17 protein-coding genes and 3 tRNA genes are annotated in these 25328 nt (G+C 72.9%); 5 read left to right on the top strand and 15 right to left on the bottom strand.

Going from position 1 to position 25328, the window contains the following annotated elements; translation table 11 throughout:
* Positions 1-264 precede the first annotated feature (264 nt).
* Positions 265-1998: an ABC transporter ATP-binding protein gene (locus ACWDBB_RS25460; protein ID WP_449791811.1), complete on the top strand. Its 1734-nt coding sequence runs from the start codon at positions 265-267 to the stop codon at positions 1996-1998.
* A gap of 194 nt (positions 1999-2192) precedes the next feature.
* A complete protein-coding gene (locus tag ACWDBB_RS25455; RefSeq protein ID WP_449791810.1) occupies positions 2193-4091 on the top strand; it encodes an ABC transporter ATP-binding protein in 1899 nt (632 codons plus the stop codon).
* 170 nt (positions 4092-4261) lie between these two features.
* Here ACWDBB_RS25455 and lepA read toward each other — a convergent pair whose 3' ends face one another.
* Entirely contained in the window at positions 4262-6130 is a 1869-nt protein-coding gene (gene lepA / locus ACWDBB_RS25450; protein ID WP_449791800.1) for a translation elongation factor 4, read from the bottom strand.
* A 329-nt stretch (positions 6131-6459) separates the two neighbouring features.
* Between lepA and rpsT the strand changes: the two genes are divergently transcribed.
* Positions 6460-6729 carry a 30S ribosomal protein S20 gene (rpsT, locus tag ACWDBB_RS25445; protein ID WP_350566336.1) on the top strand — a complete coding sequence of 90 codons (270 nt, stop codon included), beginning with the start codon at positions 6460-6462 and terminating at the stop codon, positions 6727-6729.
* Between the two features lie 438 nt (positions 6730-7167).
* A complete protein-coding gene (locus tag ACWDBB_RS25440) occupies positions 7168-7845 on the top strand; it encodes a hypothetical protein (protein WP_449791799.1) in 678 nt (225 codons plus the stop codon).
* 148 nt (positions 7846-7993) lie between these two features.
* Here the strand turns inward: ACWDBB_RS25440 and holA are convergent, their stop codons facing one another.
* Positions 7994-8992 carry a DNA polymerase III subunit delta gene (holA, locus tag ACWDBB_RS25435; RefSeq protein WP_449791798.1) on the bottom strand — a complete coding sequence of 333 codons (999 nt, stop codon included), beginning with the start codon at positions 8990-8992 and terminating at the stop codon, positions 7994-7996.
* Between the two features lie 94 nt (positions 8993-9086).
* On the opposite strand from holA, the gene ACWDBB_RS25430 reads away from it, so the two are divergent.
* Complete coding sequence (locus tag ACWDBB_RS25430) at positions 9087-9380, top strand: hypothetical protein (RefSeq protein ID WP_449791797.1); 294 nt, start codon at positions 9087-9089, stop codon at positions 9378-9380.
* Between the two features lie 444 nt (positions 9381-9824).
* On the opposite strand, the gene ACWDBB_RS25425 is transcribed toward ACWDBB_RS25430, so the two are convergent.
* The 13 genes from ACWDBB_RS25425 to nadD form a co-directional block, all read right to left on the bottom strand.
* Positions 9825-12533, bottom strand: coding sequence for a ComEC/Rec2 family competence protein (locus tag ACWDBB_RS25425; RefSeq protein ID WP_449791796.1), 2709 nt, complete (start codon positions 12531-12533; stop codon positions 9825-9827).
* Positions 12534-12602: 69 nt separating this feature from the next.
* Positions 12603-13610 carry a helix-hairpin-helix domain-containing protein gene (locus ACWDBB_RS25420; RefSeq protein ID WP_449791795.1) on the bottom strand — a complete coding sequence of 336 codons (1008 nt, stop codon included), beginning with the start codon at positions 13608-13610 and terminating at the stop codon, positions 12603-12605.
* 225 nt (positions 13611-13835) lie between these two features.
* Positions 13836-14681 (bottom strand): DegV family protein, encoded by an 846-nt coding sequence (locus ACWDBB_RS25415; RefSeq protein WP_449791794.1) that lies wholly within the window; start codon positions 14679-14681, stop codon positions 13836-13838.
* A gap of 126 nt (positions 14682-14807) precedes the next feature.
* The gene (locus ACWDBB_RS25410) at positions 14808-15623 is read right to left on the bottom strand and encodes a hypothetical protein (RefSeq protein WP_449791793.1); all 816 of its coding nucleotides are present in this window, start codon (positions 15621-15623) and stop codon (positions 14808-14810) included.
* Between the two features lie 338 nt (positions 15624-15961).
* Entirely contained in the window at positions 15962-18853 is a 2892-nt protein-coding gene (gene leuS / locus ACWDBB_RS25405; RefSeq protein ID WP_449791792.1) for a leucine--tRNA ligase, read from the bottom strand.
* A 325-nt stretch (positions 18854-19178) separates the two neighbouring features.
* On the bottom strand, positions 19179-20474 hold the full coding sequence (locus ACWDBB_RS25400) for a hypothetical protein (protein ID WP_449791791.1): 1296 nt from the start codon (positions 20472-20474) through the stop codon (positions 19179-19181).
* Between the two features lie 98 nt (positions 20475-20572).
* Positions 20573-20645: transfer RNA gene (locus ACWDBB_RS25395), tRNA-Ala, on the bottom strand.
* 379 nt (positions 20646-21024) lie between these two features.
* Positions 21025-21097 (bottom strand) — tRNA-Ala (locus ACWDBB_RS25390).
* A gap of 43 nt (positions 21098-21140) precedes the next feature.
* Positions 21141-21213 (bottom strand) — tRNA-Ala (locus ACWDBB_RS25385).
* 212 nt (positions 21214-21425) lie between these two features.
* Entirely contained in the window at positions 21426-22076 is a 651-nt protein-coding gene (locus tag ACWDBB_RS25380) for a histidine phosphatase family protein (RefSeq protein WP_449791809.1), read from the bottom strand.
* Positions 22073-22531 (bottom strand): ribosome silencing factor, encoded by a 459-nt coding sequence (gene rsfS / locus ACWDBB_RS25375; protein WP_355265854.1) that lies wholly within the window; start codon positions 22529-22531, stop codon positions 22073-22075. Before rsfS ends, ACWDBB_RS25380 begins: the two co-directional genes overlap by 4 nt.
* A gap of 204 nt (positions 22532-22735) precedes the next feature.
* Positions 22736-24637 carry a LytR C-terminal domain-containing protein gene (locus ACWDBB_RS25370; protein ID WP_449791790.1) on the bottom strand — a complete coding sequence of 634 codons (1902 nt, stop codon included), beginning with the start codon at positions 24635-24637 and terminating at the stop codon, positions 22736-22738.
* A 14-nt stretch (positions 24638-24651) separates the two neighbouring features.
* Complete coding sequence (nadD, locus tag ACWDBB_RS25365) at positions 24652-25284, bottom strand: nicotinate-nucleotide adenylyltransferase (RefSeq protein ID WP_449791789.1); 633 nt, start codon at positions 25282-25284, stop codon at positions 24652-24654.
* Between the last annotated feature and the right edge of the window lie 44 nt (positions 25285-25328).

The raw sequence follows: 25328 nt of genomic DNA, 5'->3' as shown, positions 1-25328 counted from the left end.
CATGGGGGGCGGCCGCCGGGCCCCCGGTTCACCTGAGCGGTACCGGTCAGTAACAAAGGGGCAATCAGCAGCCTAGGGGGAAAGCGGTCATTCCGTAAGAGGGCAGTACCCGACGGCACGCCCCCGCACCCCCGTGCCGCACCCTGCCGCAGGGCAAAGGCCGGGCAAACCTCCGGTTCCCACACGCCGAATGGCCCGCCCCGCACCATGGACCACCCAGAATTAGGGGTGGCCAACCCGACCGGCGACGACAAGAGTGTGCTAGTGCTGATCAGACTGCTGAGGGCGTACCTGCGCCCGTACTCCCGACCGATCACCCTGCTGGTGCTGCTCCAGCTGGTGTCCACCCTCGCGGCGCTCTACCTGCCGACACTCAACGCCGACATCATCGACGACGGTGTGGTCAAGGGCGACACCGGCTACATCCTGCGCGTCGGCGGGGTGATGATCGCCGTCACCGTCGTCCAGGCCCTGTGCTCCATCGGCGCCGTCTTCATCGGCGCCCGCACCGCCATGGCGTTCGGCCGCGACGTCCGCGCCGCCGTCTTCGACCGCGTGCAGAGCTTCTCCGCCCGCGAGGTCGGCCAGTTCGGCGCGCCCTCGCTGATCACCCGCACCACCAACGACGTCCAGCAGGTCCAGATGCTCGCCCTGATGAGCTTCACGCTCATGGTCGCCGCGCCGATCATGTGCGTCGGCGGCATCATCATGGCGCTCAACCAGGACGTCCCGCTGTCCGGCCTGCTGCTCGCCGTCATCCCCGCGCTCGGCGTCGTCGTGCTCCTCCTGGTCCGCGCGCTGCGCCCCAAGTTCCGCAGCATGCAGGAGCGGATCGACACCGTGAACCGGGTGCTGCGCGAGCAGATCACCGGCATCCGCGTCATCCGCGCCTTCGTCAAGGACGACCAGGAGCAGGCCCGCTTCGCCGGCGCCAACGAGGACCTCACCGACGTCGCCCGCCAGGTCGGCCGGCTGATGTCCGTCATGTTCCCCGCCGTCATGCTGGTGGTGAACGTCTCCAGCGTCGCCGTGCTCTGGTTCGGCGCGCACCGCATCGACAGCGGCGCCATGGAGATCGGCGCGCTCACCGCGTTCCTCTCCTACCTGATGCAGATCCTGATGAGCGTCATGATGGCCACCTTCATGTTCATGATGGTGCCGCGCGCCGAGGTCTGCGCCGAGCGCATCGAAGAGGTCCTCGGCACCCACAGCAGCGTCGTCCCGCCCACCGCTCCCGTCACCGAGACGGCACGCCGCGGCAACCTGGAACTGCGCGACGTCGACTTCCGCTACCCCGGCGCCGAGGCCTCGGTGCTGCGCGGCATCGACCTCACCGCCCGCCCCGGCGAGACCACCGCCATCATCGGCTCCACCGGCAGCGGCAAGTCCACCCTGCTCGGCCTCGTCCCCCGGCTCTTCGACGCCACCTCCGGCCGGGTCCTGATCGACGGCGTGGACGTCCGCGAACTCGCCCCCGCCGCGCTCGCCGAGAGCGTCGGCATCGTCCCGCAGAAGCCCTACCTCTTCTCCGGCACCGTCGCCAGCAACCTCCGCTACGGCCGACCCGACGCCACCGACGACGAACTCTGGCACGCCCTGGAGATCGCCCAGGCCAAGGAGTTCGTCGAGAAGCTCCCCGAAGGCCTGGACGCCCCCATCGCCCAGGGCGGCGGCAACGTCTCCGGCGGCCAGCGCCAACGCCTGGCCATCGCCCGGACCCTCGTCCGCCGGCCCTCCGTCTACCTCTTCGACGACTCCTTCTCCGCGCTGGACTACGCCACCGACGCCAAGCTCCGCAAGGCGCTCGCCCGCGAGACCTCCGACGCCACCGTCCTGATCGTCGCCCAGCGGGTGTCCACCATCCGCGACGCCGACCGGATCATCGTCCTCGACGAGGGCGCCGTCGTCGGCACCGGAACCCACCACGAACTGATGGCCGACAACCCGACGTACCGGGAGATCGTGCTCTCCCAGCTCACCGAGCAGGAGGCGGCGTGACCAGCCCCGGAAAGCCCGATCTGAACAAGGGCCCGGCCCCCAGAGCCACCGCCCCCGCGGACGGCCCCGCGAACGCCGCCACGGCCGCCCCCGAGAAGGCCGCCCTCTCCAAGGACGACCCGAAGCCCGCCACACTGCCCAGCGACTCGCAGGCCGCCGCCGCCCGCCGCGGCCCGGCCGGCCCCGGCCGCTTCATGGGCGGCCAAGGCGCCGAGAAGTCCATGGACTTCAAGGGCTCCGGCAAGCGCGTCCTCGGCCTGCTGCGCCCCGAACGCAACACCCTGATCGGCGTCCTGATCCTCGGCGTGCTCGGCATCGGCTGCGCCGTCATCGGCCCCAAGATCCTCGGCGACGCCACCGACCTCATCTTCGCCGGCGTCATCGGCGCCCGCTTCCCGGCCGGCGCCTCCAAGGAACAGGTCATCGAAGGGCTGCGCGCCCACGGCGACGGCGGCATCGCCGACCTGCTCTCCGCCGTCGACTTCATCCCCGGCCAGGGCATGGACTTCGGCGCCATCGGCACCGTCCTGCTCTGGGTGCTCGGCGTCTACGTCGCCTCCGCCCTCTTCGGCATCGTCCAGGGCCGGCTCGCCACCCGGGCCATCCAGGCCGCCGGCTACCGGCTGCGCCAGGACGTCGAGGCCAAGCTCGCCCGGCTGCCGCTCAGCTACTTCGACAAGCAGCCGCGCGGCGAGGTGCTCAGCCGGGTCACCAACGACATCGACAACATCGGCCAGTCCATGCAGCAGACGCTGGGACAGGTCGTCAACTCGCTGCTCACCGTGGTCGGCGTGCTCGCGATGATGTTCTGGATCTCCCCGCTGCTCGCCGTGATCGCGCTGGTCTCGGTGCCGGTCTCGGTGGTCGTCGCCACCAAGGTCGGCAAGCGGGCCCAGCCGCAGTTCGTCCAGCAGTGGATGTCCACCGGCCAGCTCAACGCCCACATCGAGGAGATGTACACCGGCCACACCCTGGTCAAGGCGTTCGGGCGCCAGCAGGAGTCCGCAGAAACCTTCCGCGCGCACAACGAGGCGCTCTACCAGGCCAGCTACAAGGCCCAGTTCATCTCCGGCATCATCCAGCCCGCGATGATGCTGATCGGCAACCTCCAGTACGTGCTGGTCGCCGTCGTCGGCGGCCTGCGGGTGGCGAGCGGCGCGCTGTCCATCGGCGACGTCCAGGCGTTCATCCAGTACTCGCGGCAGTTCAGCCAGCCGCTCACCCAGGTCGCCAGCATGGCCAACCTGGTGCAGTCCGGCGTCGCCTCCGCCGAGCGCGTCTTCGAGCTGCTGGACGCCCCCGAGCAGAGCCCCGAGCCGGCCATGCCCGAACGGCCCGACGTGGTGCACGGCCGGGTCGTCTTCCAGGACGTGTCCTTCCGCTACGACCCCGAGAAGCCGCTCATCGAGGACCTCTCGCTCAAGGTCGAACCCGGCCAGACCGTCGCCATCGTCGGCCCCACCGGCGCCGGCAAGACCACCATGGTCAACCTGCTGATGCGGTTCTACGAGGTCAGCTCCGGACGGATCACCCTCGACGGCGTGGACATCGCCGCGATGTCCCGCGAGGAACTGCGCTCCGGCATCGGCATGGTGCTCCAGGACACCTGGCTGTTCGGCGGCAGCATCGCCGACAACATCGCCTACGGCGCCGAGTCGGCCACCCGCGAGCAGGTCATCGAGGCCGCCAGGGCGGCCCACGTCGACCGCTTCGTGCGCACCCTGCCGGACGGCTACGACACCGTCATCGACGACGAGGGCACCGGCGTCAGCGCCGGCGAGAAGCAGCTGATCACCATCGCCCGGGCGTTCCTCGCCGAGCCGTCCATCCTGGTCCTGGACGAGGCGACCAGCTCCGTCGACACCCGCACCGAGGTGCTCATCCAGCGGGCCATGGCCCGGCTGCGCACCGGCCGCACCAGCTTCGTGATCGCCCACCGGCTCTCCACCATCCGGGACGCCGACGTGATCCTGGTGATGGAGAACGGCTCGATCGTCGAGCAGGGCTCGCACGACGAGCTGATCGCCGCCGACGGCGCCTACGCCCGGCTCTACCAGGCGCAGTTCGCCGAGGCCGTGGCCGAGATGGACTGACGTCCCACCAGTCGGCGGGCCGGGGCGGGGACTTCCCGCCCCGGCCCGTCGCACTTCGGCCCCTCGCACTTCGGCCCGCCGGACGGGCGCGGGCGGAGGGGCCGCGGAAAAGCCGGAAGGGCCCGGGCGGGTGCCCGGGCCCTTCCGGCGCGCGTCGCCGCCGGCCGCCGTTACTTCTTCTCCTTCGGCGGCTCGGCGTCGGTGGACAGCGCGGCGATGAAGGCCTCCTGCGGGACCTCCACGCGGCCGACCATCTTCATCCGCTTCTTGCCTTCCTTCTGCTTCTCCAGCAGCTTCCGCTTACGGGAGATGTCACCGCCGTAGCACTTGGCGAGGACGTCCTTGCGGATCGCGCGAACCGTCTCGCGGGCGATCACCCGGGAGCCGATGGCCGCCTGGATCGGCACCTCGAACTGCTGGCGGGGGATGAGCTTCTGGAGCTTGCCCGCCATCATCACGCCGTAGTTGTAGGCCTTGTCCTTGTGGACGATCGCGGAGAAGGCGTCCACCGCGTCGCCGTGCAGCAGGATGTCGACCTTGACCAGCTGGGCGGTCTGCTCGCCGATGGGCTCGTAGTCCAGCGAGGCGTAGCCGCGGGTCTTGGACTTCAGCTGGTCGAAGAAGTCGAAGACGATCTCCGCGAGCGGCAGGGTGTAGCGCAGCTCGACCCGGTCCTCGGACAGGTAGTCCATGCCCTGGAGGTTGCCGCGGCGGGACTGGCAGAGCTCCATGATCGCGCCGACGAACTCGTTGGGCGCGAGGATGGTGCCGCGCACGACCGGCTCGTACACCTCGGCGATCTTGCCGACCGGGAACTCGCTCGGGTTGGTGACGGTGTGCTCGCTGCCGTCCTCCATGATCACCCGGTAGACCACGTTCGGGGCGGTGGAGATCAGGTCGAGGTTGAACTCGCGCTCCAGGCGCTCCCGGATGATCTCCAGGTGCAGCAGGCCGAGGAAGCCACAGCGGTAGCCGAAGCCGAGCGCGACCGAGGTCTCCGGCTCGTACACCAGGGCGGCGTCGTTGAGCCGCAGCTTGTCCAGGGCGTCGCGCAGCAGCGGGTAGTCCGAGCCGTCCAGCGGGTAGAGGCCGGAGAACACCATCGGGCGCGGGTCCTTGTAGCCGCCGAGCGGCTCGGTGGCGCCCTTGTGCATCGAGGTGATCGTGTCACCGACCTTGGACTGCCGGACGTCCTTCACACCGGTGATGATGTAGCCCACCTCGCCGACACCGAGGCCGTCCGCGACCTTCGGCTCGGGCGAGATGACACCGATCTCCAGCAGCTCGTGGGTGGCGCCGGTGGACATCATCGAGATGCGCTCGCGCTTGGTGAGCTGGCCGTCCACGACACGGACGTAGGTGACCACGCCGCGGTAGGAGTCGTACACCGAGTCGAAGATCATCGCGCGGGCCGGGGCGTCCTTGACGCCGACCGGGGCCGGGATGGTGTTGACGATGTGGTCGAGCAGGTCCTCGACGCCCAGGCCGGTCTTGGCGCTGACCTGGAGCACGTCGGAGGGGTCGCAGCCGATGATGTGGGCGATCTCGGCCGCGTACTTCTCCGGCTGGGCGGCCGGCAGGTCGATCTTGTTGAGGACCGGGATGATCGTGAGGTCGTTCTCCAGCGCCAGGTACAGGTTGGCGAGGGTCTGCGCCTCGATGCCCTGGGCCGCGTCGACCACCAGGATGGTGCCCTCGCACGCGGCGAGGGAGCGGGACACCTCGTACGTGAAGTCCACGTGGCCGGGGGTGTCGATCATGTTGAGGATGTGCGTCGTCCCGGCGTTCGGCCCCGTCTTCGGCGACCACGGGAGGCGGACCGCCTGCGACTTGATGGTGATGCCGCGCTCACGCTCGATGTCCATGCGGTCGAGGTACTGGGCACGCATCTGCCGGGGGTCGACGACGCCGGTGATCTGCAGCATCCGGTCTGCGAGCGTCGACTTGCCGTGGTCGATGTGGGCGATGATGCAAAAGTTGCGGATCAGCGCCGGGTCGGTACGGCTGGGCTCTGGCACATTGCTGGGGGTCGCGGGCACCTTGGTCCGATTCTCCGTTGGTCCGGGGCCGGGGGTGTCCGGGTCATCGCTGACCGGTTTTCCCGGGGACCGGACAGTCTCGTCCGATCGAAATAGTTCCTCCCATCTTCCCACGAGCACGGGGTGGGCTGCCGGTCGGGCGCGGAAGGGGTGCCGGTCGGCCCCGGTCGGGCGACGGGAGGAGCCTTCGCGGGCGGCCGGTTTGGGGCGGGCAGCGGGCCCCTGGTAGCGTGGGCTGCTGCACCTGGCCTCGGCATGCCCTCTCAGCTGGACCGAAGGCCGCCGGGTGTGACCCCGTTCAAATCTTTCAGACAGACTGAGGCTCCTTCGTGGCGAACATCAAGTCCCAGATCAAGCGCAACAAGACCAACGAGAAGGCGCGCCTGCGCAACAAGGCCGTCAAGTCCTCGCTGAAGACCGCTCTGCGCAAGGCCCGTGAGGCCGCTGCCGCCGGCGAGACCGAGAAGGCCACCGAGCTGGCCCGCGCCGCCTCCAAGGCGCTGGACAAGGCCGTGAGCAAGGGCGTCATCCACGCCAACCAGGCCGCCAACAAGAAGTCGGCCATCACCAAGCGCGTCAACGCGGCCGCCCAGGCCTGACGCCCCGGGGGCTGTGCCCCCACCGCTTCGGGTCGACCGGCCCTCTACCCGGACCCCGAGGCGCGCAAGACTCGCACCGCACGCGGCCTGCGTTCGCCACGCGGGTGCGGTGCAACGAAGCAGTGCGGCAGGCGTCGCAGTCGGCCTCCTCCCCGGAGGCCACTGCGGCGCCTGTCGCGTTTCGTGGTCCGGCCGCTAGGGTCGGTCAGGTTCGACCGGGGTGCGGGGAGCACTCCGGCGCCAGGTTCAGGGGGGACTTCCATGACGACGCCACCGCCGCCACCGGCACAGAACGGACCGGGGTACGGCTTCCCGCCGCCGCAGCAGCCGGGCGGGGGCGCGCAGCCCGTACCGGGGGCTCTCGGGGCTCCGGGGGCTCCGGGCCCGGCGGGAGCCGGCGGCTTCGGACCGCCGCCGGGGCTGCCCACCGCCCCCGGCATGGCACCCGTGTCCGGCATGCCCCCGGGAGCCGTCCCCGCGAGGACCGGGAACCTGCGGCGCAACGCCGTCTGGGCGTTCGTCGGCGCGGTGATCGTCTCGGCCGGCTGGGCCGCCGCCGTGATGGCGATCCCCGGCCTGGTCAGCAGCGACTCCTCGCCGCGCGGCCTGCGCGGCTACCACCTCTCCGACGACTTCTGCACCACCGGGAAGCCCACCAAGCTCCTCCAGACGTACTCCGTCTCGGACAGCTCCGCGCCGACCCACCACACCGACCGGCACCCGGCGCTGGACAGCATGAACTGCTCGATGTCGCTCAAGCGCACCGGCGGCAGCGACAGCGAGTACGCCAACCTCTACATGCGCGCCGACCTGCACAAGGCGGTCAACCCGGCGCCCGAGCTGGCGGCCAACAAGGAGCTCTACCGGGCACGCGGCTACCAGGTCACCGACATCGCGGGGATCGGCGAGGAGGCGTACTTCCTGTACAAGGACGACGGCTCGGGCCAGTACCACAGCGTCTACGCCGAGCTGGACATCCTCGACGGCGGGATGACGTACTACATCAACTACACGGCCAGCTACACCGAGGGCAAGGGCAAGCCGCCGTCCAGGGAGGAGCTGCGCGGCGCCCTCCAGTCCGACGGGCAGGACGCCGTGCGGGCCATGAAGAAGTAGGCCCGGGCCTCGCTGTGCCGTCTCGTCGGCCGCTTCCCGGCGTCGGCCGTTCTCCGACGTCGGCCGCTTTCCGACGTCGGCCGTTCTCCGACTCCGGCAGACGGGCAGGCCGGTAGGCGGGCGCCCCCGGCGCCGGCAGGCGGGCCGGTCAGTAGGCGGGACGGGAGCCCGCCCGGGCGGCCCGGGCGACGGCGACCACCGCGCGCTCCAGGGCGAAGGCCGGGTCGTCCGAGCCGCCCTTGACGGCGGCGTCGGCCTGGGCGATAGCGGTCAACGCGGTGGCCACGCCGTCACCCGTCCAGCCGCGCATCTGCTGGCGGACCCGGTCGACCTTCCACGGCGGCATGCCCAGCTCGCGCGCCAGGTCCCCCGGGCGCATGTTCCGCCCGGCGCTCGCCAGCCGGCCGATGCTGCGCACGCCGGAGGCCAGCGCGTAGGTGATGCCGGTCGGCGGCTGGCCGACGGCCAGCGCCCAGCGCAGCCGCTCCAGCGCCTCCGCGGCCCGGCCGGTGACGGCCAGGTCCGCCACCTCGAAGCCGGTCGCCTCGGCGCGGCCGCTGTAGTAGCGGGCCACCACCGTCTCGTCGATCGTGCCCTCGACGTCCGAGGTCAGCTGGTGGCAGGCGGCCGCCAACTCGCGCAGGTCGCTGCCGAGCGCGTCGAGCAGCGCCTGGCAGGCCTCCGGCGTCGCCGAGCGGCCCAGAGTGCGGAACTCGCCCTTGACGAAGGCCAGCCGCTCACTCGCCTTGGTCAGCTTGGCGCAGGCCACCTCGCGCCCGCCGGCCTTGCGTCCCGCGTCCAGCAGGCCCTTGCCCTTGGCGCCGCCGGCGTGCACCAACACCATGATCACTTCTTCGGCCGGGGCCTCGATGTACGCCTTGACCTCCTTCACGGAGTCGGCGGAGAGGTCCTGCGCGGCCCGGACCACGATCACCTTGCGCTCGGCGAACAGCGACGGCGTGGTCAGCTCCGCCAGACTGCCCGGCTGCAGGCCGCCGGGCGGCAGGTCCCGCACGTCGGTGTCCGGGTCCGCCGCCTTCGCCGCCGCCACCACCTGGGCGACCGCGCGGTCCAGCAGCAGCTCCTCCTGGCCGACCGCGAGGGTCAGCGGGGCGAGCAGGTCGTCGGGTGCACTCTTCCTGGCCATCGCGTACCAGCATCCCACGGTCCGCGGACACTCCCGACGGGCCACCGGCGCTCCCGCCCGGCGGAGCGGGCGGCCCGACCTGGACAATGACGGGGTGACCGAGAACCGCACCACCGACCTCCCGGACGTCGACGACCCGTACGCCCGGCAACTGCTCGTCCTGCCCGACCGCGACGCCGCCGAGGAGGCCGCCGAGGAGCTCGGCGCCACCCAGCCCGACCTCGGCGAGCTCGAAGTCGTCCGCGACGCGCTCGCGGGCGAGGACGACGCCGAGGACGCCCAGTGGCTGATCGTGGCCGAAGCCCCGGAGAACGGCTGGACGCCCGCACTGCTCCACGCTCTCGACACCCTCGCGGCCGGCTACGAGGGCTGGCGCGAGGAGGCCTGAGAGCCGCAGGGCCGGTGACCGGCGCCTTCCTGATCAGAAGTGCGGAAAACCGGGGGCACCCAGGCGACCACTCCCCCGCACGGTCTGAACCACGGATCCGGGGCCCCACGCTTGTTGCCATGGAGTGCCGCGGCGCTCTGCCCCCTCGCTCCTCCCGCGCTCCAAGGGACGAGGCTCTTCGCGGCGTGCTCCGGGCCAGGCCCGGAGCACGCCGCAACCGGTTCCCCCATGGCTTCGCGCATGGCTTAGCGCGGTCCCGCGACACCCGGCTGCGGGCTGCACTTTGCCTGGGCGGCTTGCGAGTCTTCTCCGGCGCGCTCCGGGTCCGCCCGGAGCGCGCCGGAACGTTTCTGCTGGCCCCGCTCCCGCTCCTCTCCCCTCCTCCCACAACCCCCTACCCCATCCCTGCCCCACGTGGTTGGTGGGAGGAGGAGAGCGCGGGGGTCACTGGGGCGGGGCTCGGGGGGCGGCAGGGGTCTGCCCAGGGTGGGCGGGGGTGAGGGCTTGGGCTTCGGGGGTGTGGGCTTCACGGGAGTTCCCGCCGTTCCCGCCGGGCCCGCCGTTCCCGCTGTTCCCGCTGTTCCCGCCGTGGCTGCGCGGGTGGCGGGCCGCGTGGGTGGGCTGGGGGTGGACGGCGGCGCCGAGGGTGGCCGGGGAGTCGCCCGTCACCGCGATGTCCCCCTCCCGGTCGGTCCGCAGCACGGTGGCGCCGAGTGCCCGCAGGTGGTCGACCGTCCTCGGGGACGGGTGGCCGTACGGGTTGCCCTCACCGCAGGAGACCAGGGCCAGCCGGGGCCGCAGGGCGCCCGCCAAGTCCCAGTCCTGGTGGGCCGATCCGTGATGCGCCACCTTCATGACGTCGACCCTCCCCACCCGGCCCAACAGCGCCGACTGGGCCTGCGGTTCGAGATCTCCGAGCAGTGCCATCCGTAGTCCTCCTGTCAGTGACACCATCAATGCGACGCTTGCGTTGTTCGGGCCCGGCGCTTCGACGGCCGCGTCGGGGACGGGCCACACCACCTCCCAGGCCAACTCGTGGCCGGCCGAGCGCCGTTCACCCCGACCGGCTCTGAGCAATCGGAGACCGGCGCCTGCGACCCAACCCGCCACCCGGGCGGCCTCGCCCGGTGGGTCGTCCAGCGTGGTGCCCTCGACCGCGCCGACCCTGCGGCCCCGCAACACCCCCGGGACGCCCTCGACGTGGTCGGCGTGGAAGTGCGTCAGCAGCAGTAAGGGCACCGTCGTGATGCCGAGGTCGCGCAGGCACCTGTCCGCGGCGTTCGGATCCGGCCCGGCATCGATCACCACCGCGCTGTCCGGCGCCCCGGTCGACAGGGCCAACATGTCTCCCTGCCCGACGTCGCACACCACCAGTCGCCACCCCGGCGGTGGCCAGCCGGTGGCGATCCGGGTGAGTTGTGGCGGGCGCAGCAGCACAGCCAGCAGGACCGCCGTCAGTGCCCCCGTCACCAGGGTCCGCGCCCAGCGCCGCCGCTTGGGCGCGGGCCTTCCTGGCTCCGACCGCCGGGGCAGCAGGAGCGGCGCCACCCAGCAGGCCGCCAGGACGGCCAGCGCGACCGTCGCCGTTCCGAACCACCCTCCCGGCCAGGCCAGTTGGCCACCCGGCACTTCGGCGCCGCGGCGCGCCACCAGGGCGAGCCAGCCGGCCGGCACCCCGGCCGGTTCCGCGAGCAGACGGGCCAGGGCCGGAAAGAGCGGTTGCAGGGCGAGCACCCCGAAGCCGAGCAGTGTCGCCGGGGCCACCGCCAACTCGGCCAGCAGGTTGCAGGGGATGCCGACCAGGCTGATGTGCCCGGACAGCACCACCGTCACCGGAGCGCACAGCGCCTGAGCGGCCGCCGCTGCCGCGAGCGCGCCCGCCAGGTGAGGCGGCCAGCGCCGGGCCCGCAGGGCCTCGGCCCAGTGCGGTCCGAGGACGAGCAGCCCGGCGGTGGCGAGCACCGAGAGCAGGAAGCCGAACGAGCGCGCCAGGAACGGGTCCAGCAGGACCAGCACCAGGACCGCTCCGGCGAGCGCGGGCACCGCCTTGCGAGGACGGCCGGTGGCCAGGGCCAGCATGCCGATCAGCCCCGTCCCGGCTGCCCGCAGCACGCTGGGCTCAGGACGGCAGACGGTGACGAAGGCCAGCGTCAGCGCGGTGCCCAGCAGCGCGCCGGTGCGCAGCGACAGCCCCAGCACCGCGGCCAGCCCGCGCCGCTCCGGGGTTCCGGCCCGCCCGGGCGCGCCCAGCAGCGCACCCAGGACGATCGCCAGGTTGGCCCCGCTGACCGCGACCAGGTGGACCAGGTCGGTGGCCCGGAAGGCGTCGTCGAGGTCGTCGGGCAGCCGCGAGGTGTCCCCGACGACCAGCCCCGGGAGGAGTCCGCGCGCGTCCGCGGGAAGCCCGTCGGTGGCCGCGCGCAGGCCTTCGCGCAGCCGGCCTGCGATCCGCTGCGGCAGGCTCGGCGGGGCCAGCTGCCGGGGCGGCCCGTGGACGACCAGCAGCGCGGCGGACTCGCTGTCGTGGCCCTCCCCCGCCGGCCGTACCTCGGCCTCCGTGGCCAGCCGCTGGGACGGGAGCAGCCGCTGCCAGGGCCCGCTCTCCGCCCCTCGGGCCATGACGGTCACCGGTGTACGCGTGCGGGTGCTCCGCCCGTCCGGGAGGAGGGTGACGCGGTCGGCCACCGCGTCCACGGTGAGGAGCCGCTGCCCACCGACGGCGCCGCCCCGGGAGGTGTGGATCTTCGGATCCCCGGCGACGGTCAGCTCCACGTCCACCACCGGGGCGGACGCGCCCGGCGCTCGTGGTCCGGCGGCCGTGGACGCGCGGGCGAGCGCCGGTAGTGGCCCGCGGTGAAGGTCGGCGGTGTGCAGCGGGGTGGCGATCGCGGCCGCCGCGCCCGTGAGCAGGACGGCGGCCGACGTCGCCGCGGCCCCGCGCCGGCGCAGGGCCCCCGGCCGGGTGAGCAGCAGGACGGCCGCGAGCGCGGCAGTGCCGGCCGCGGTGAGGACGAGGGGCTCGTACCCCGGTTCCAGCCGTAGGAGCGCCGCCGTGACCGCCCAGGCCGAGACGGCGGGCAGCAGCAGCCGGAAGTCGGCTCCCGGAGAGCGGGGCGCGGCGGCCGGACCGACCGGCATGGTGGCGACGGACACGGCGGTACCTCCCATCGATGGCTGGGGAAGCGGGCAGGGGGCGTGCGGGGGGCGACAGCGGTGGAAGCGTCAGAGGGTCAGCAGCGGGCGGAGTTCCGCGTACGTGCGGGCGCCGATGCCGCTGACCTGCCGGAGTTGGTCGAGGGAGCGGAAGGAGCCGTGCGAGGTGCGGTAGGCGAGGATGCGCTGGGCGAGAGTGGGGCCGACGCCGGGCAGGGAGTCGAGCTGTTCGAGCGTGGCGCGGTTGAGGCTGACGGGTGGTCGGGGCGCGGCGGGTCCAGGGGCTCCGCTTCCGCTCACGGCGGCCGGGGCGGGAGCGGGCTGCTGTTCTCCGACCAGGATCTGCTCGCCGTCCGTCAGGAAACGGGCCAGGTTGAGGCTTCGGGTGTCCGTGTCCGGCAGTGGACCGCCTGCCGCCCGTAGCGCGTCGGCCACCCGGGAGCCGCCGGGCAGGGTGTGGAGGCCGGGGAGGTGGACCCGCCCGCCGACGTCCACGACGACGGCCGCCGCCCCGGCACCGGGGACGGCCGAGGCTCCGGGCGCGGGCCCGGCCCTGGAATCGGCGGCGGAGGCGTCGGCGGGGATTGACGAATCGGACCCTGCCGGTGCCGCGACCGCCGCCAGCGCGGGCACCGCGATCGCCTGCGGGCGGGCCAGCCAGAAGTGCTGCACGGCGTAGCCGACCGCGAACAGCAGCAGGATGGCCAGCCCGGCCACCGCACGCCGGTCGAGCGCCAGCGCCGAGGCGAACGAGGGGAACGACCGGGGCCGCGGATGTGCCCCGGCCTCCGCCGGCTGCACGGCTTCGCCCGGGTCCAGCAGGCCGCCCCCACCCGGCGAAACCGGCATTCCGGCCGGTGCCGCTGACGCCAACGGCACCGCCGACGGTGACATCGACGGAGGCGGCCCGGTGGCAGCCGCAGCCCGCGCCCCCGTCGGCGGCGAGGCCGCCCCGGGCGGACCGCCGGCCGAGCTGCCCTCCGGTTCGTCCCCCACCGGCAGCAGCGCGGCCATCCGCAGCCGCACCGTCTCGTTGATCGCGTGGCGCTTCGCCGCGCCCAGGCTCATGGTCGTCATGCCGAGGACGGTAGGAGTCCTCGGGCGAGCGCGCGGAAATTGGCGAAACCCTGTGGATAACCCGGGGGTTGTGGACAAATAGTGTCACTCACAAGAGTGGACAGGACTCTCCGAAGTTGACCGAGCGGCCAACGGGCCCCACCGACGCCCCCACCGACGGCCCACCCGCCACCAGGCCGACCGACCAAGCCGGCCGACAGGCCCCCACCACCAGCACCGCCCGCCTCAGCGCGGCGCGACCACCACCGCCAGCAGCCCCGGCCCGACGTGCGCGCCGATCACCGCCCCCACCTCGCCCACGTACAGCTCCCGCAGCCCCGGCACCCGGGCCCGCAGCCGCTCCGCGAGCGGTTCGGCCCGGTCCTCCGCCGCCAGGTGGTGCACGGTGATGTCGACCTCCCGCTCCCCCGACCGCTCGACCGCGATCTCCTCCAGCCGCGCGATCGCCCGCGACGCCGTCCGCACCTTCTCCAGCGGTTCGATCCGCCCACCGTCCAGGTGCAGCAGCGGCTTGACCGCCAGGGCCGAGCCGAGCAGCGCCCGCGCCGCTCCGATCCGACCGCCCCGGCGCAGGTGCTCCAGGGTGTCGACGTAGAAGAACCCGCTGGTCCCGGCCGCCCGCCGTACGGCCGCCTCGGCCGCCTCCGCCAGGCCTTGTCCGGCCGCGACGGCCTCGGCCGCCGACAGCACCCCGTACCCGAGCGCCATCCCGACCAGTCGGCTGTCCACCACCCGCACCGGTACGGGCGCCTCGGCGGCGGCCAGCCGGGCGGCCTCGACGGTGCCGGACAGTTCGCCGGAGATGTGCACCGAGACGATCCCCTTCGCCCCGGCCTCGGCGGCGGCCCGGTAGGTGGCGGCGAAGGCCTCCGGGTTCGGCCGGGAGGTGGTCACCCGTTGCTTGCCGCGCAGCGCCTCGGCGACGTCCTTCGGGGAGATCTCGACGCCCTCGCTCAGGACGGAGTCACCGACCGCGACGCTCAGCGGGACCACCGTGATCCCGTGCCGGTCGAGGGCCTCCTGCGGCAGATAGGCCGTGGAATCGGTGACAAGCGCGAGGTCGGAGGGCATGAGCCGGAGGTTACTCCCCGTCGGTCCGGGAGGACAGCGCCTGGTCCGGGACGGCGGTGCCGGGCCCGGGCACCGGTCGAAGGTCGGTCGAACCGTCGGCCGAAGGCCTCGTGACGCGCCGCCGGCTCAGCCCGCCGAGGGCCCCGTCGAAGGCCCGGCCGAGGGCTTGCGCAGCCGCTGCGCCAGCTTGGCCAGCGGATCGGCGAGCCCGAGCAGCTCCTCCGCGCTCGGGCGCCCCTTCCCGTCGGTCAGACCGGCCCGAGCCGCACCCCCCGCGGGCCCTGCCGTACCCGCGGGCCCCGAAGAGCGCGCGGCCCCCGACGTACGCCCGGCACCCGACGTACGCCCGGCACCCGAGCCACCCGAGGCGCCCCCGGAGGAACCGCCCCCCGCGACCCAGTGCCGCAGCGCCCCCGCCTCGCTCTCGCACTCCTGGCTCAGCCGGCTCAGCTCGTCCTCCGCGAACCGGTGCATCCGGTCCTGCGCGGCCCAGCGCATGGTCTCCGCCGAGTGCGTGATCCGCTCGGCCCGCTCGCGCAGCTGGGGCAGCTTGACGGCGATCCGCGCGGTGTCGGGCTCGCGCTCCAGCATCCGCAGCTCGCCGTCGAGCTCGGCGGCGTGCTCGTCGAGCCGCTTCAGCAGGGCCAGCGACTCGCCGAGCTGGCCGTCCTGTGCGAGGCCGCTCTCCAGCACCTGCCGGGTGCCGTCGAGCGAGGTCCGCAGGCCGAGCCGGACGGAGGCGATCTGCGCGGCCGGGCCGACCGTGGTGTACTTCTTCGCCTTGAGGGTGGCGGTCTGCACGGCCCGACGGGCGTTGGCCTCGTGCTTCTCGATCTTCGCGCCGACGGCCTTGGCGGCCTTGACGGTGCCGACCACGGCCAGCGCCATCACCGCGACCCCGATGAGCAGGACCAGGCCGATCATCACGCCGAACACGTCCATCGCGCGCCACCTTCCGCCGTCGTTCCGGCCCTCACCGGGCCCAACGCGGGCCGCATCGCCGAGGGTTCCACGGTAGCCTCCGGAAGCCGCCCGAGGGCAGCCCGAGCGGCCCCCGCGGACGGAGATCAGGGTCAGATCCGGGATCTCCCCGAGGGCCCCGACCACGGCGAACGCCCCCGCGAGCACCCCTCGCGCCCCCCGTGGAACGCCCCCGTGGAACGCCCCCGTGGAACGCCGGACGGGCGGGCGCCCCGAAGGACACCCGCCCGATCAAGCCCGGCGAGAGCTCCACAGAACCCCCGCGAGAGCCCCGAGAGAGCCCGCGGCAACGACCGCACTCAGCCGGTGACGATGTTCACCAGCTTCGGCGCACGCGCGATCACCTTCCGCACCTCGGCCCCGCCGATCGCCGCGACGACCACCGGCTCCGCCAGTGCCAGCGCCTCCAGCTCGGCGTCCGAGATGCCCGGCGAGACCTCCAGCCGCGCCTTGACCTTGCCCTTGATCTGGACCACGCAGGTCACCGTCTCGTCGACCACGTACGCCGGGTCGGCGACCGGGTAGTCGGCGTGCGCCAGCGAGTCGCCGTGGCCCAGGCGGCGCCACAGCTCCTCCGCGATGTGCGGGGCCAGCGGCGCGACCATCAGCACCAGCTGCTCGGCCACCGTCCGCGGCGTGGAACCGCGCTTGACCAGGTAGTTGTTCAGCTCGATGGCCTTGGCGACGGCCGTGTTGAAGCGCAGCCCGGACATGTCGCCGCGGATGCCGTCGATCGCCTTGTGCAGGGCGCGCAGCGTCGCCTCGTCCGCCTCCTCCTCGGTGACGACCAGCTCGCCGGTGGTCTCCGAGACGATGTTGCGCCACAGGCGCTGCAGGAAGCGGTACGAGCCGACGACGGCGCGGGTGTCCCAGGGGCGGGAGACGTCCAGCGGACCCATCGACATCTCGTACAGGCGCAGGGTGTCGGCGCCGTACTCGTCGGCGATGTCGTCCGGTGCGACGGCGTTCTTCAGGGACTTGCCCATCTTCCCGGCCTCGCGCTTGACCGGCTCGCCCTGCCAGAAGTACCGGCCGTCGCGCTCCTCGACCTCGGCGGCGGGCACCGGGAAGCCGCGCTCGTCACGGTAGACGTCGGCGGTGATCATGCCCTGGTTGAACAGCTTGTGGAACGGCTCGACGGACGAGACGTGGCCCAGGTCGTGCAGCACCTTGTGCCAGAAGCGCGCGTACAGCAGGTGCAGCACGGCGTGCTCGGCGCCGCCGACGTACAGGTCGGCGCCACCGGCCGGCTTGGTCTCCGTCGGGCCCAGCCAGTACCGCTCGTTGGCCGGGTCGACGACCGCCGCGGAGTTCGACGGGTCGACGTAGCGCAGCTCGTACCAGCAGGAACCGGCCCAGTTGGGCATGGTGTTGGTCTCGCGGCGGTACTTCCTGACGCCGTCGCCCAGGTCCAGTTCGACGTTGACCCAGGCCTCGTTGCGCGACAGCGGGGTCTCCGGCGAGGAGGAGGCGTCGTACGCGTCGTAGGTGCGCGGCGAGTAGTCGTCGACCTCGGGGACCTCGACCGGCAGCATCGACTCGGGCAGCGCGTGCATGACGCCGTCCTCGTCGTAGACGATCGGGAAGGGCTCGCCCCAGTACCGCTGGCGGCTGAACAGCCAGTCGCGCAGGCGGTAGTTGACGGTGCCCTCACCGATGCCGCGCTCGGCCAGCCAGGCGGTGACGTGGGCCTTGGCCTCGACGACGCTCAGCCCGTCCAGGGACAGCGACAGATCGCCTTCGGAGCGGGCCGAGTTGACGATGACGGAGTCGTAGGTGTCGAACGCGTCGTCCCACTCGGCCGGGTCGGAGCCGCGCCCGTCCGTCGGCTCGACGACGCAGCGCATCGGCAGCGCGAAGGCGCGGGCGAACGCGAAGTCGCGGTGGTCGTGGGCGGGGACGGCCATGATGGCGCCGGTGCCGTAGCCCATCAGCACGTAGTCGGCGATGAAGACCGGCACGGACTCGCCGCTGACCGGGTTGACGGCGTAGGCGCCGGTGAAGACCCCGGTCTTGACCTTGGCCTCGACCTGTCGCTCGACGTCCGACTTGGCGGCGGCCGTGGCGCGGTAGGCGGCGACGGCCTCGGCGGGGGTCGCGGCGCCGCCGGTCCACTCGGTGGGCGCGCCCTCGGGCCAGGCGGCGGGGACGATGGAGTCGACCAGGTCGTGTTCGGGGGCCAGCACCATGTAGGTGGCGCCGAACAGGGTGTCGGGCCGGGTGGTGAAGACGGTGATCTTCCCGCCGTCGACGGAGAAGTCGACCCGGGCGCCCTCGGAGCGTCCGATCCAGTTGCGCTGCTGCAGCTTGATGGCCTCGGGCCAGTCCAGCAGGTCCAGGTCCTCGATCAGCCGGTCCGAGTACGCGGTGATGCGCATCATCCACTGGCGCAGGTTGGACTTGAACACCGGGAAGTTGCCGCGCTCGGAGCGGCCGTCCGCGGTGACCTCCTCGTTGGCCAGCACGGTGCCCAGGCCGGGGCACCAGTTGACCGGCACCTCCTTGGCGTAGGCCAGCCGGTACTCGCCCAGCACCTCGTCGCGCTCGGCGCCGGACAGCTCGGCCCAGGCGCGACCGCCCGGGACCTCACGCGCGCCGGACTCGAAGTCGGCGATCAGCTCGGTGATCGGGCGGGCCTTGCGGGCGTCCTCGTCGTACCAGGAGTTGAAGATCTGCAGGAAGATCCACTGGGTCCAGCGGTAGTACTCCGGGTCGATCGTGGAGATCGAGCGGCGCGGGTCGTGGCCCAGGCCCAGCCGGCGCAGCTGCTGGCGCATGTTGGCGATGTTGGCCTCGGTGGAGACCCGCGGGTGGGTGCCGGTCTGCACCGCGTACTGCTCGGCGGGCAGGCCGAAGGCGTCGTAGCCCAGCGTGTGCAGCACGTTGTGGCCGGTCATCCGCTGGTAGCGGGCGAAGACGTCGGTGGCGATGTAGCCCAGCGGGTGGCCGACGTGCAGGCCCGCGCCCGAGGGGTACGGGAACATGTCCATGATGAAGCTGTGCGGCTTCGCGGCGACGTCGCCGGCCGCCGGGTCGGCCAGCGCACCGGTGGGGTTGGGGGCGTGGAACGTGCCCTCCTTCTCCCAGATGTCCTGCCAGCGGGACTCGATCTCCGCCGCCAGCGCGGCGCTGTACCGGAACGGCTCGGTCGCGGTCTCGGCCGCGCCGGACGCAGGGGTCGTCTCGCTCATGGTCCTTCAAGCTCCATCGATGTCAGTTGGCGAACCGCACAGGCGGCCGGCCCGGAAACCCGGCCCGGGACGGGGTCGGGGGCGGAAAACAAAAAATCCCCTCGCAGGAGGGGACGCCACGCCGACTCCGGCACCGCCCGAGGGCGCAGCCGGTCCTGGTCAGCGCGGCCGGCTAAGGAGCAGGCGCACGGTTCGCATGGGCTCAGGGTACCGCAAGCCGCTCGACGGGCTGCGGGGTACACCGCCGGGGCGGCCGCACGCAGGCCCGCAGGAGCCCGCACGGAGGGCGCGCGGGGCCGTGCGGCCCCGGCGGCACGGCCCCGCCCTACCGCGCCGCCGCCCGCCCCGCCGCGTCGAAGTCCCGCAGCGCCTTCGCCAGCCGCTCGGACTGCATCCCCGCCGCGGCCGAGCGCGCCAGCGAAGCCGTGCGGGCCGCCTCCCGCTGGTCGCCGAGCCTGCGGTGGGCCTCGGCGAGGCTCACCATCAGCAGCGCCTTGGAGCGGGCCCGCCCCGGCCCGAGCCCGGCCACGGCCTCGGCGAGCAGCACCTTGGCCAGCCGGTGCTGGCCGAGCGCCAGCCTCCCCTCCCCCACCATCCCGGCGAGGGCGGCCCGGGCCTCCTCGGCGCCGGGCAGGCCGTCCAGTTCGGCGAAGGCCCGGGCGGCGGCGGCCTCGGCCTGCTCGGCCTCGCCCCGGCGGCCGTACGCGCGGGCGAGCCGGCCGTACTGGCGGGCCCGGGCGGTGGGACCGAGCGCGGCACCGTGGGTGTCCAGGGCGGTCGCGAGCGCGGAGACGGCGTCCAGCCCGCGCCCGCCGGTGCCCTGGGTGGCGAGCACGACCAGCGCGCCGAGCACCGGGACCCCGAGCCGGGGGTCACCGCTGACGTGGGCGGCACGCAGCGCGGCGACGAAGGCGCGCTGGGCGGCCGCGTCGTGGCCGAGGTCGTACGCGGCCCAGCCGGCCAGCCGGGCGAGTCTGCTGGCCGTGCCGTAGAGCTCGCGGCCCAGCCGTTCGTCGTACGCGCCGAGTTCCAACAGCTTGGCCAGCATGGCGAGTTCGGCGCGGACGGGGCCGAGGACGAGGCCGCCGCCGCAGGCCCGTTCGAGCTTCTGCTTGCTGCGGTAGGACAGTCCGAGCTCGCCGGCCAGCCCGGGTTCGACGCGCAGTGCGCCCTCCCCGCCGCCGACGGGTGGTGGCGGGGAGTCGAGGCGGGCGGCGGCCTGGTCGAGGTCGGCGCTGCGGAACAGGTCGGTGAGGCGGACCGGTCCGGCGTCGGTGGCGGCCTCGCGCAGCGCGGTCTGGGCGGTGTCGGCGGTCCACGGGTCGGTGAGCAGCCGGGGCGAGAGGATCTTGGCGCCGCGGTGGCCGCCCATCCGTCCCCAGAGCTGCTCGTAGGTGACGGCGATGCCGAGGGTGCGGCTGAGCACCTCGCAGACCGCCTGGTCGTGCGGGCTGCGCGGCACCATGCCGCGGTCGCGCCACTTGTACGGGGCGGTGGAGCTGATGGCGAGGCCCGGCGGCAGGGCGAGGCTCACCTCACGGGCGAGCCGTTCCGGACTCCAGCCGAGCTGGTGGAGTATCCGGGCCAGTTCCTCGTTGCGCCTTCGCTCCAGATCGGCCATGGCACGACGGTAGCGGGATTCGGGGCTCTGCGACCGGTGGCGGGGGCAGAACGGCGAAGAGCCGCCTCCCGATTCCGGGAGGCGGCTCTCGACTACTGTGGAGCTATGGGGAATTGAACCCCAGACCTCTTGCATGCCATGCAAGCGCTCTACCAACTGAGCTATAGCCCCTTGACCTGCGATGTCACCGTGGTTCCCGGTTGTTTCCGGCCGTTTCCCCCGGCGACATCGACTACTTTACACGGTCCAGGGCGTGCTCCTGAAATCCATTCCCCGAGGCCCGCACCACACGCCCCGGGCGCCCCACTTCCCGCGCCCCGATGCCCTGCCCCACGCCCCGGACACAACCTCCCGCGCCCCGATGCCCTGCCTCCGCGCCCCGGGCGCACGCCTCCCGCCCCGGGCGCGCGGCAACCATCGCACGCCCCGCTTCCGCCCCTCCCAGGAATCGAGGGCCGCCACCGGAAGGCCGGACCGCCGGGCCGAAACACCGAGCGCCCGAAACGCCGGAAGGCCGCCACCCCTTGGGTGACGGCCTTCCGAACTCCTGTGGAGCTATGGGGAATTGAACCCCAGACCTCTTGCATGCCATGCAAGCGCTCTACCAACTGAGCTATAGCCCCGCGACACGGGCGACCCTGGCTGACCACGACCGCCGATGCGGAGTGGAGCTATGGGGAATTGAACCCCAGACCTCTTGCATGCCATGCAAGCGCTCTACCAACTGAGCTATAGCCCCGCACTCACCGGATCTCCCGCTTCCCTTCCGGGCCGCGTTCCTTCCCTGCGAACGAGGAAGACTCTAGCTGGTCAGGGCCGGAACTGCGAAATCCGCCCTTCCGGACCCCCACCGAGCCTCCCTCCGGACCCCTCCGAGCCCCCGCCGCGCCCCGGCCGAGGGCCCCTGAGGGCCCCCGGCACCCGCTGCCGCCCGAGCCGGTGCGGCAACGGTCAGGTGTCGTCGCCGATGACCGGCTGCGGGAGCGTGCCCGCGTTGTGCTCCAGCAGGCGCCAGCCGCGCGCCCCGTGGCCGAGCACCGACCAGCAGCAGTTGGACAGCCCGCCGAACCGCTCCCACTGGGCCGGCTCCAGGTCGAGCAGCCGCCCGAGCATGGTGCGGATCGTCCCGCCGTGGCTGACCACCACCAGCGTGCCGTTCTCCGGGAGCTTGCCGACGGCCTCCAGGACCACCGGCACCGAGCGGTCGGCGACCTCGGTGGCCAGCTCGCCGTCACCGCCGCGCCGCACCGGCTCGCCGGCCGCCCAGGCCTCGTACTCCTCCGGGTAGCGCTCACGGATCTCGGCGTTGGTCAGGCCCTGCCACGAGCCCGCGAACGTCTCCCGCAGGCCCTCGTGGTGCTGCACGTCGAGCCCGGTGACCTCGGCCAGCTCCGCGGCGGTGCGCCGGGCCCGCTGGAGGTCCGAGGAGATCAGCAGGTCGGGACGGAGCCCGGAGAGCAGCCGGGCCGCCCGCTGGGCCTGCAGGACGCCCTGGCCGGTCAGCTCGATGTCCGTGGTGCCCTGGAATCGCGATTCGAGGTTCCAGGAGGTCTGTCCGTGCCGCCAGAAGACGATGCGCGGGCCCCGCGTGCCCCGGCTCAGTGCAGGTCCTCGGGCTTGCCGAAGTCGTCGGCGGGGGCGACGGCGTTGCCGGCCTCGTCGGTGTACGCGTCCGGGCGGTTGCGGGAGGCCAGGGCGTCCTCGGGAAGCGGCAGCTCGGGGCAGTCCTTCCAGAGGCGGTCCAGCGAGTAGAAGGAGCGCTCCTCGGAGTGCTGGACGTGCACGACGATGTCCAGGTAGTCGAGCAGGATCCAGCGGCCCTCGCGCTCGCCCTCGCGGCGCACCGGCTTGATGTCCAGCTGCTCGCGCAGCTGGTCCTCGATCTCCTCGGCGATCGAGCGGACCTGGCGGTCGTTGTTCGCGGAGGCGATCAGGAAGGCGTCGGTGATCGACAGCACCTCGCTGACGTCGAAGGCGATGATGTTGTGCGCAAGCTTGTCGGCAGCCGCCTGCGCGGCGACGGTGATGAGCTGCTGGCTGTGGTCGGTGACGGTCACGGTGTTCTTCCGGCTCGGCGGCTTGGGGCGCCCCGGCGCGCGGCCGGGGTCGCCTTCCAGGATCTCACGCCGCCCGGGCGGGCCCGGAACCGATTTACGCGCCCCCGGGCCCCGACCGTCACCGGGCCGGGGCCGGTGACGGTCGGTGGCGGTCGGGGCCGGTCGGAGCCTGAGCCGGCCCCGGATCGGGGCCGGGCCACCGCCCTACTGGTTCTTCGGCGGCTGGTAGTCCTTGCCGAGCACGACCAGCAGGTCCGCGTTCTGGGTGTCGCCGGTCACCTTCTTCACCGCCGTGTCCGGCAGCCCGAGGCTGGTCGCCAGCGACTTCGCCGCGCCCTGCCGGGTGTCGTCGGTGTAGCGGATCTCACTGGCGGCCTGCGGGGCGGCCTTGGCGCCGCCCGGGATGAAGGTCAGGCCGGAGTTGACGATCTGGACCTGCGCGGCGGCCGCCGCGGCGTCGTTGCCGCTGCCGTCCTGGAGCGCGACCCGGGCCGGGGCGTCGCCGACGGCCGCGGACTTCACGGTGCCGCCCAGCACGTCCTTGACCTGCCTGCCCGCCGTCGCCTCGTCCAGGCTGCCGTCCGGCTTGACGGTCAGCGCGGTGGTCCCGAAGTGGCCGTCCTTCGCCTGCTGGGCGAGCTGGACGAGCACCCCGGCGAGGGCGTCCTCGGGCAGCGAGGGGTCGAGCACCGCGTTCATCCGGTGCACGTCGTCCTTCGCGTCCTTGAACTCGGTCGGCATGGTGCGCACCACGGCGTCCATGACCTGCCCGAACCTGGCCAGCTGGGCGTCCCGGTTCTCGCCGGGGTTCTGCAGGGTGGCGTACGCGACCGCCGCCTTCCCGCTGAGCATGGTGTTCTTCCCGGCCGCGGACAGCAGCTTGCCGTCCGGCTTGCCGCCCTCGTGGGTCTCGGCGTTGGTGTCCACCCGGACGCCGCCGAGTTGGGAGACCAGCAGCTCCAGGTACGGGGTGTCCAGTCGCCAGGTGCCGGCGACCGGGGCGCCGAGCACGGTGGACAGGCCCTCGCGGGTCGCCGAGGCGCCGATGCCGTCCATGGACTGGCCGATCGTGGTGACCGGCGGGTCCCCCGGGCCGGGCAGCCGCAGGTTGTCGGGCAGCAGAAGCACCGTGCCCTTCTTCCCGGAGGCGTCGTTGACCAGCAGCGCGCTGGACACCTTGCCCTGGAGGTCGCGCAGGTGGACGACGTTGACCTGGCGCCCGCCGGCGGCGGTGGCCGCGCTCGGCTTGTCGCCGGCGAGGAAGAGGTAGCCGCCGACGCCGCCGGCCGCGAGCGCCACCACCACACCGAGGCCGATCAGCCGGTTGCGCAGCTTGCGGCGGCGCTCGGCGCGCACCTCGCTGCGGGACTCGGCGAACTTCAGCCAGTCGATGACGTCCTCGGTCTCCTCCGCCTCCTCGTCGACGAAGGTGAACTCGCCCGTCGTGTAACTGTCCCGGGGCGCCTTGCTCCCGGCCTTCCCGGCCCGCGCCCCTGCGACCTGCTCGGACGGCGGCCCGGCCTTGGCCGGCGCCGTCGCCGACTCCGGCTCGGCGGCGGGCCGGGGCACCCGCGGACGCGGCGGGGCGGCGGTGGCCGCCGCGGCAGCGGTGGGGGCGGTGGGCGCGGCAGCGGGAGGCGCGGCGGCCTCGGCCTGCGGCTCGGCGACGGCCGGGGCGGCGGCCTGGTACGGCTGCTGCTGGTACCCCTGGTAGCCCTGCTGCTGGTAGCCGTACGGGTCCTGCCCGTACACCGGCTGCCCGTACTGGTCGTACTGGTCGTACTGCTGCTCGTACTGCTGCCCGTACGACTGCGGCTGCTGCGGCGGGAACTGCCCGGTGTGGCCGCCCTGCTGGTACCCGTCGTACCCCTGGTAGCCCTGCTGCTGGTAGCCGTACGGGTCCTGCCCGTACACCGGCTGCCCGTACTGATCGTACTGCTGCTGCTCGTACGACTGCGACTGCTGCTGGTGCTGTTGCTGTTGCTGTTGCTGTTGCTGTTGCTGCGGAGGCTGCTGCGCCTGCGGCTGCTGGTACCCCTGGTACGGCTGCTGGTACTGCCCGGTGGACCAGTCCTCCGGCCGCCGGCCGTCGTTGCGATCAGTCATGCACCGCTCCTGGATCAGTCCCCGCGCGGCGCGTACAGCGCCCGCTTGTCGATGTAGCGGACCACGCCGTCCGGGACGAGGTACCAGACCGGCTCCCCCTTGGCGACCCGGTTGCGGCAGTCCGTGGAGGAGATGGCCAGCGCCGGGACCTCCACCAGGGAGACCCCGCCCACCGGGAGCCCGGCGTCCGACAGGGTGTGTCCGGGACGGGTGCAGCCGATGAAGTGGGCCAGCGAGAAGAGCTCGTCGGAGTCGCGCCAGGACAGGATCTGGGCGAGCGCGTCGGCGCCGGTGATGAAGAAGAGGTCGGCGTCCGGGTGCAGGGCGTGCAGGTCGCGCAGGGTGTCGACGGTGTACGTCGGGCCGTCCCGGTCGATGTCGATCCGGCTGACCGAGAACTGCGGGTTCTCGGCGGTGGCGATGACCGTCATCAGGTAGCGGTCCTCGGCCGGGGTGACGTGGCGGTCGCTCTTCTGCCACGGCTGTCCGGTCGGTACGAAGACCACTTCGTCCAGGTGGAACGCGCTCGCGACCTCACTGGCGGCGACGAGGTGGCCGTGGTGGATCGGGTCGAAGGTGCCGCCCATCACGCCGAGGCGCTTCTTCGCCGGTTCCGGTCCGCCGGGATTCCCGGCCTGCTCTCCCATGCCGCCACACCTTACGCGACACCCGTTACGGTGCGGGAACGGCC

Source organism: Kitasatospora sp. NPDC001095 (assembly GCF_053598615.1).
This window is presented reverse-complemented; position numbering and strand designations above follow the sequence as displayed.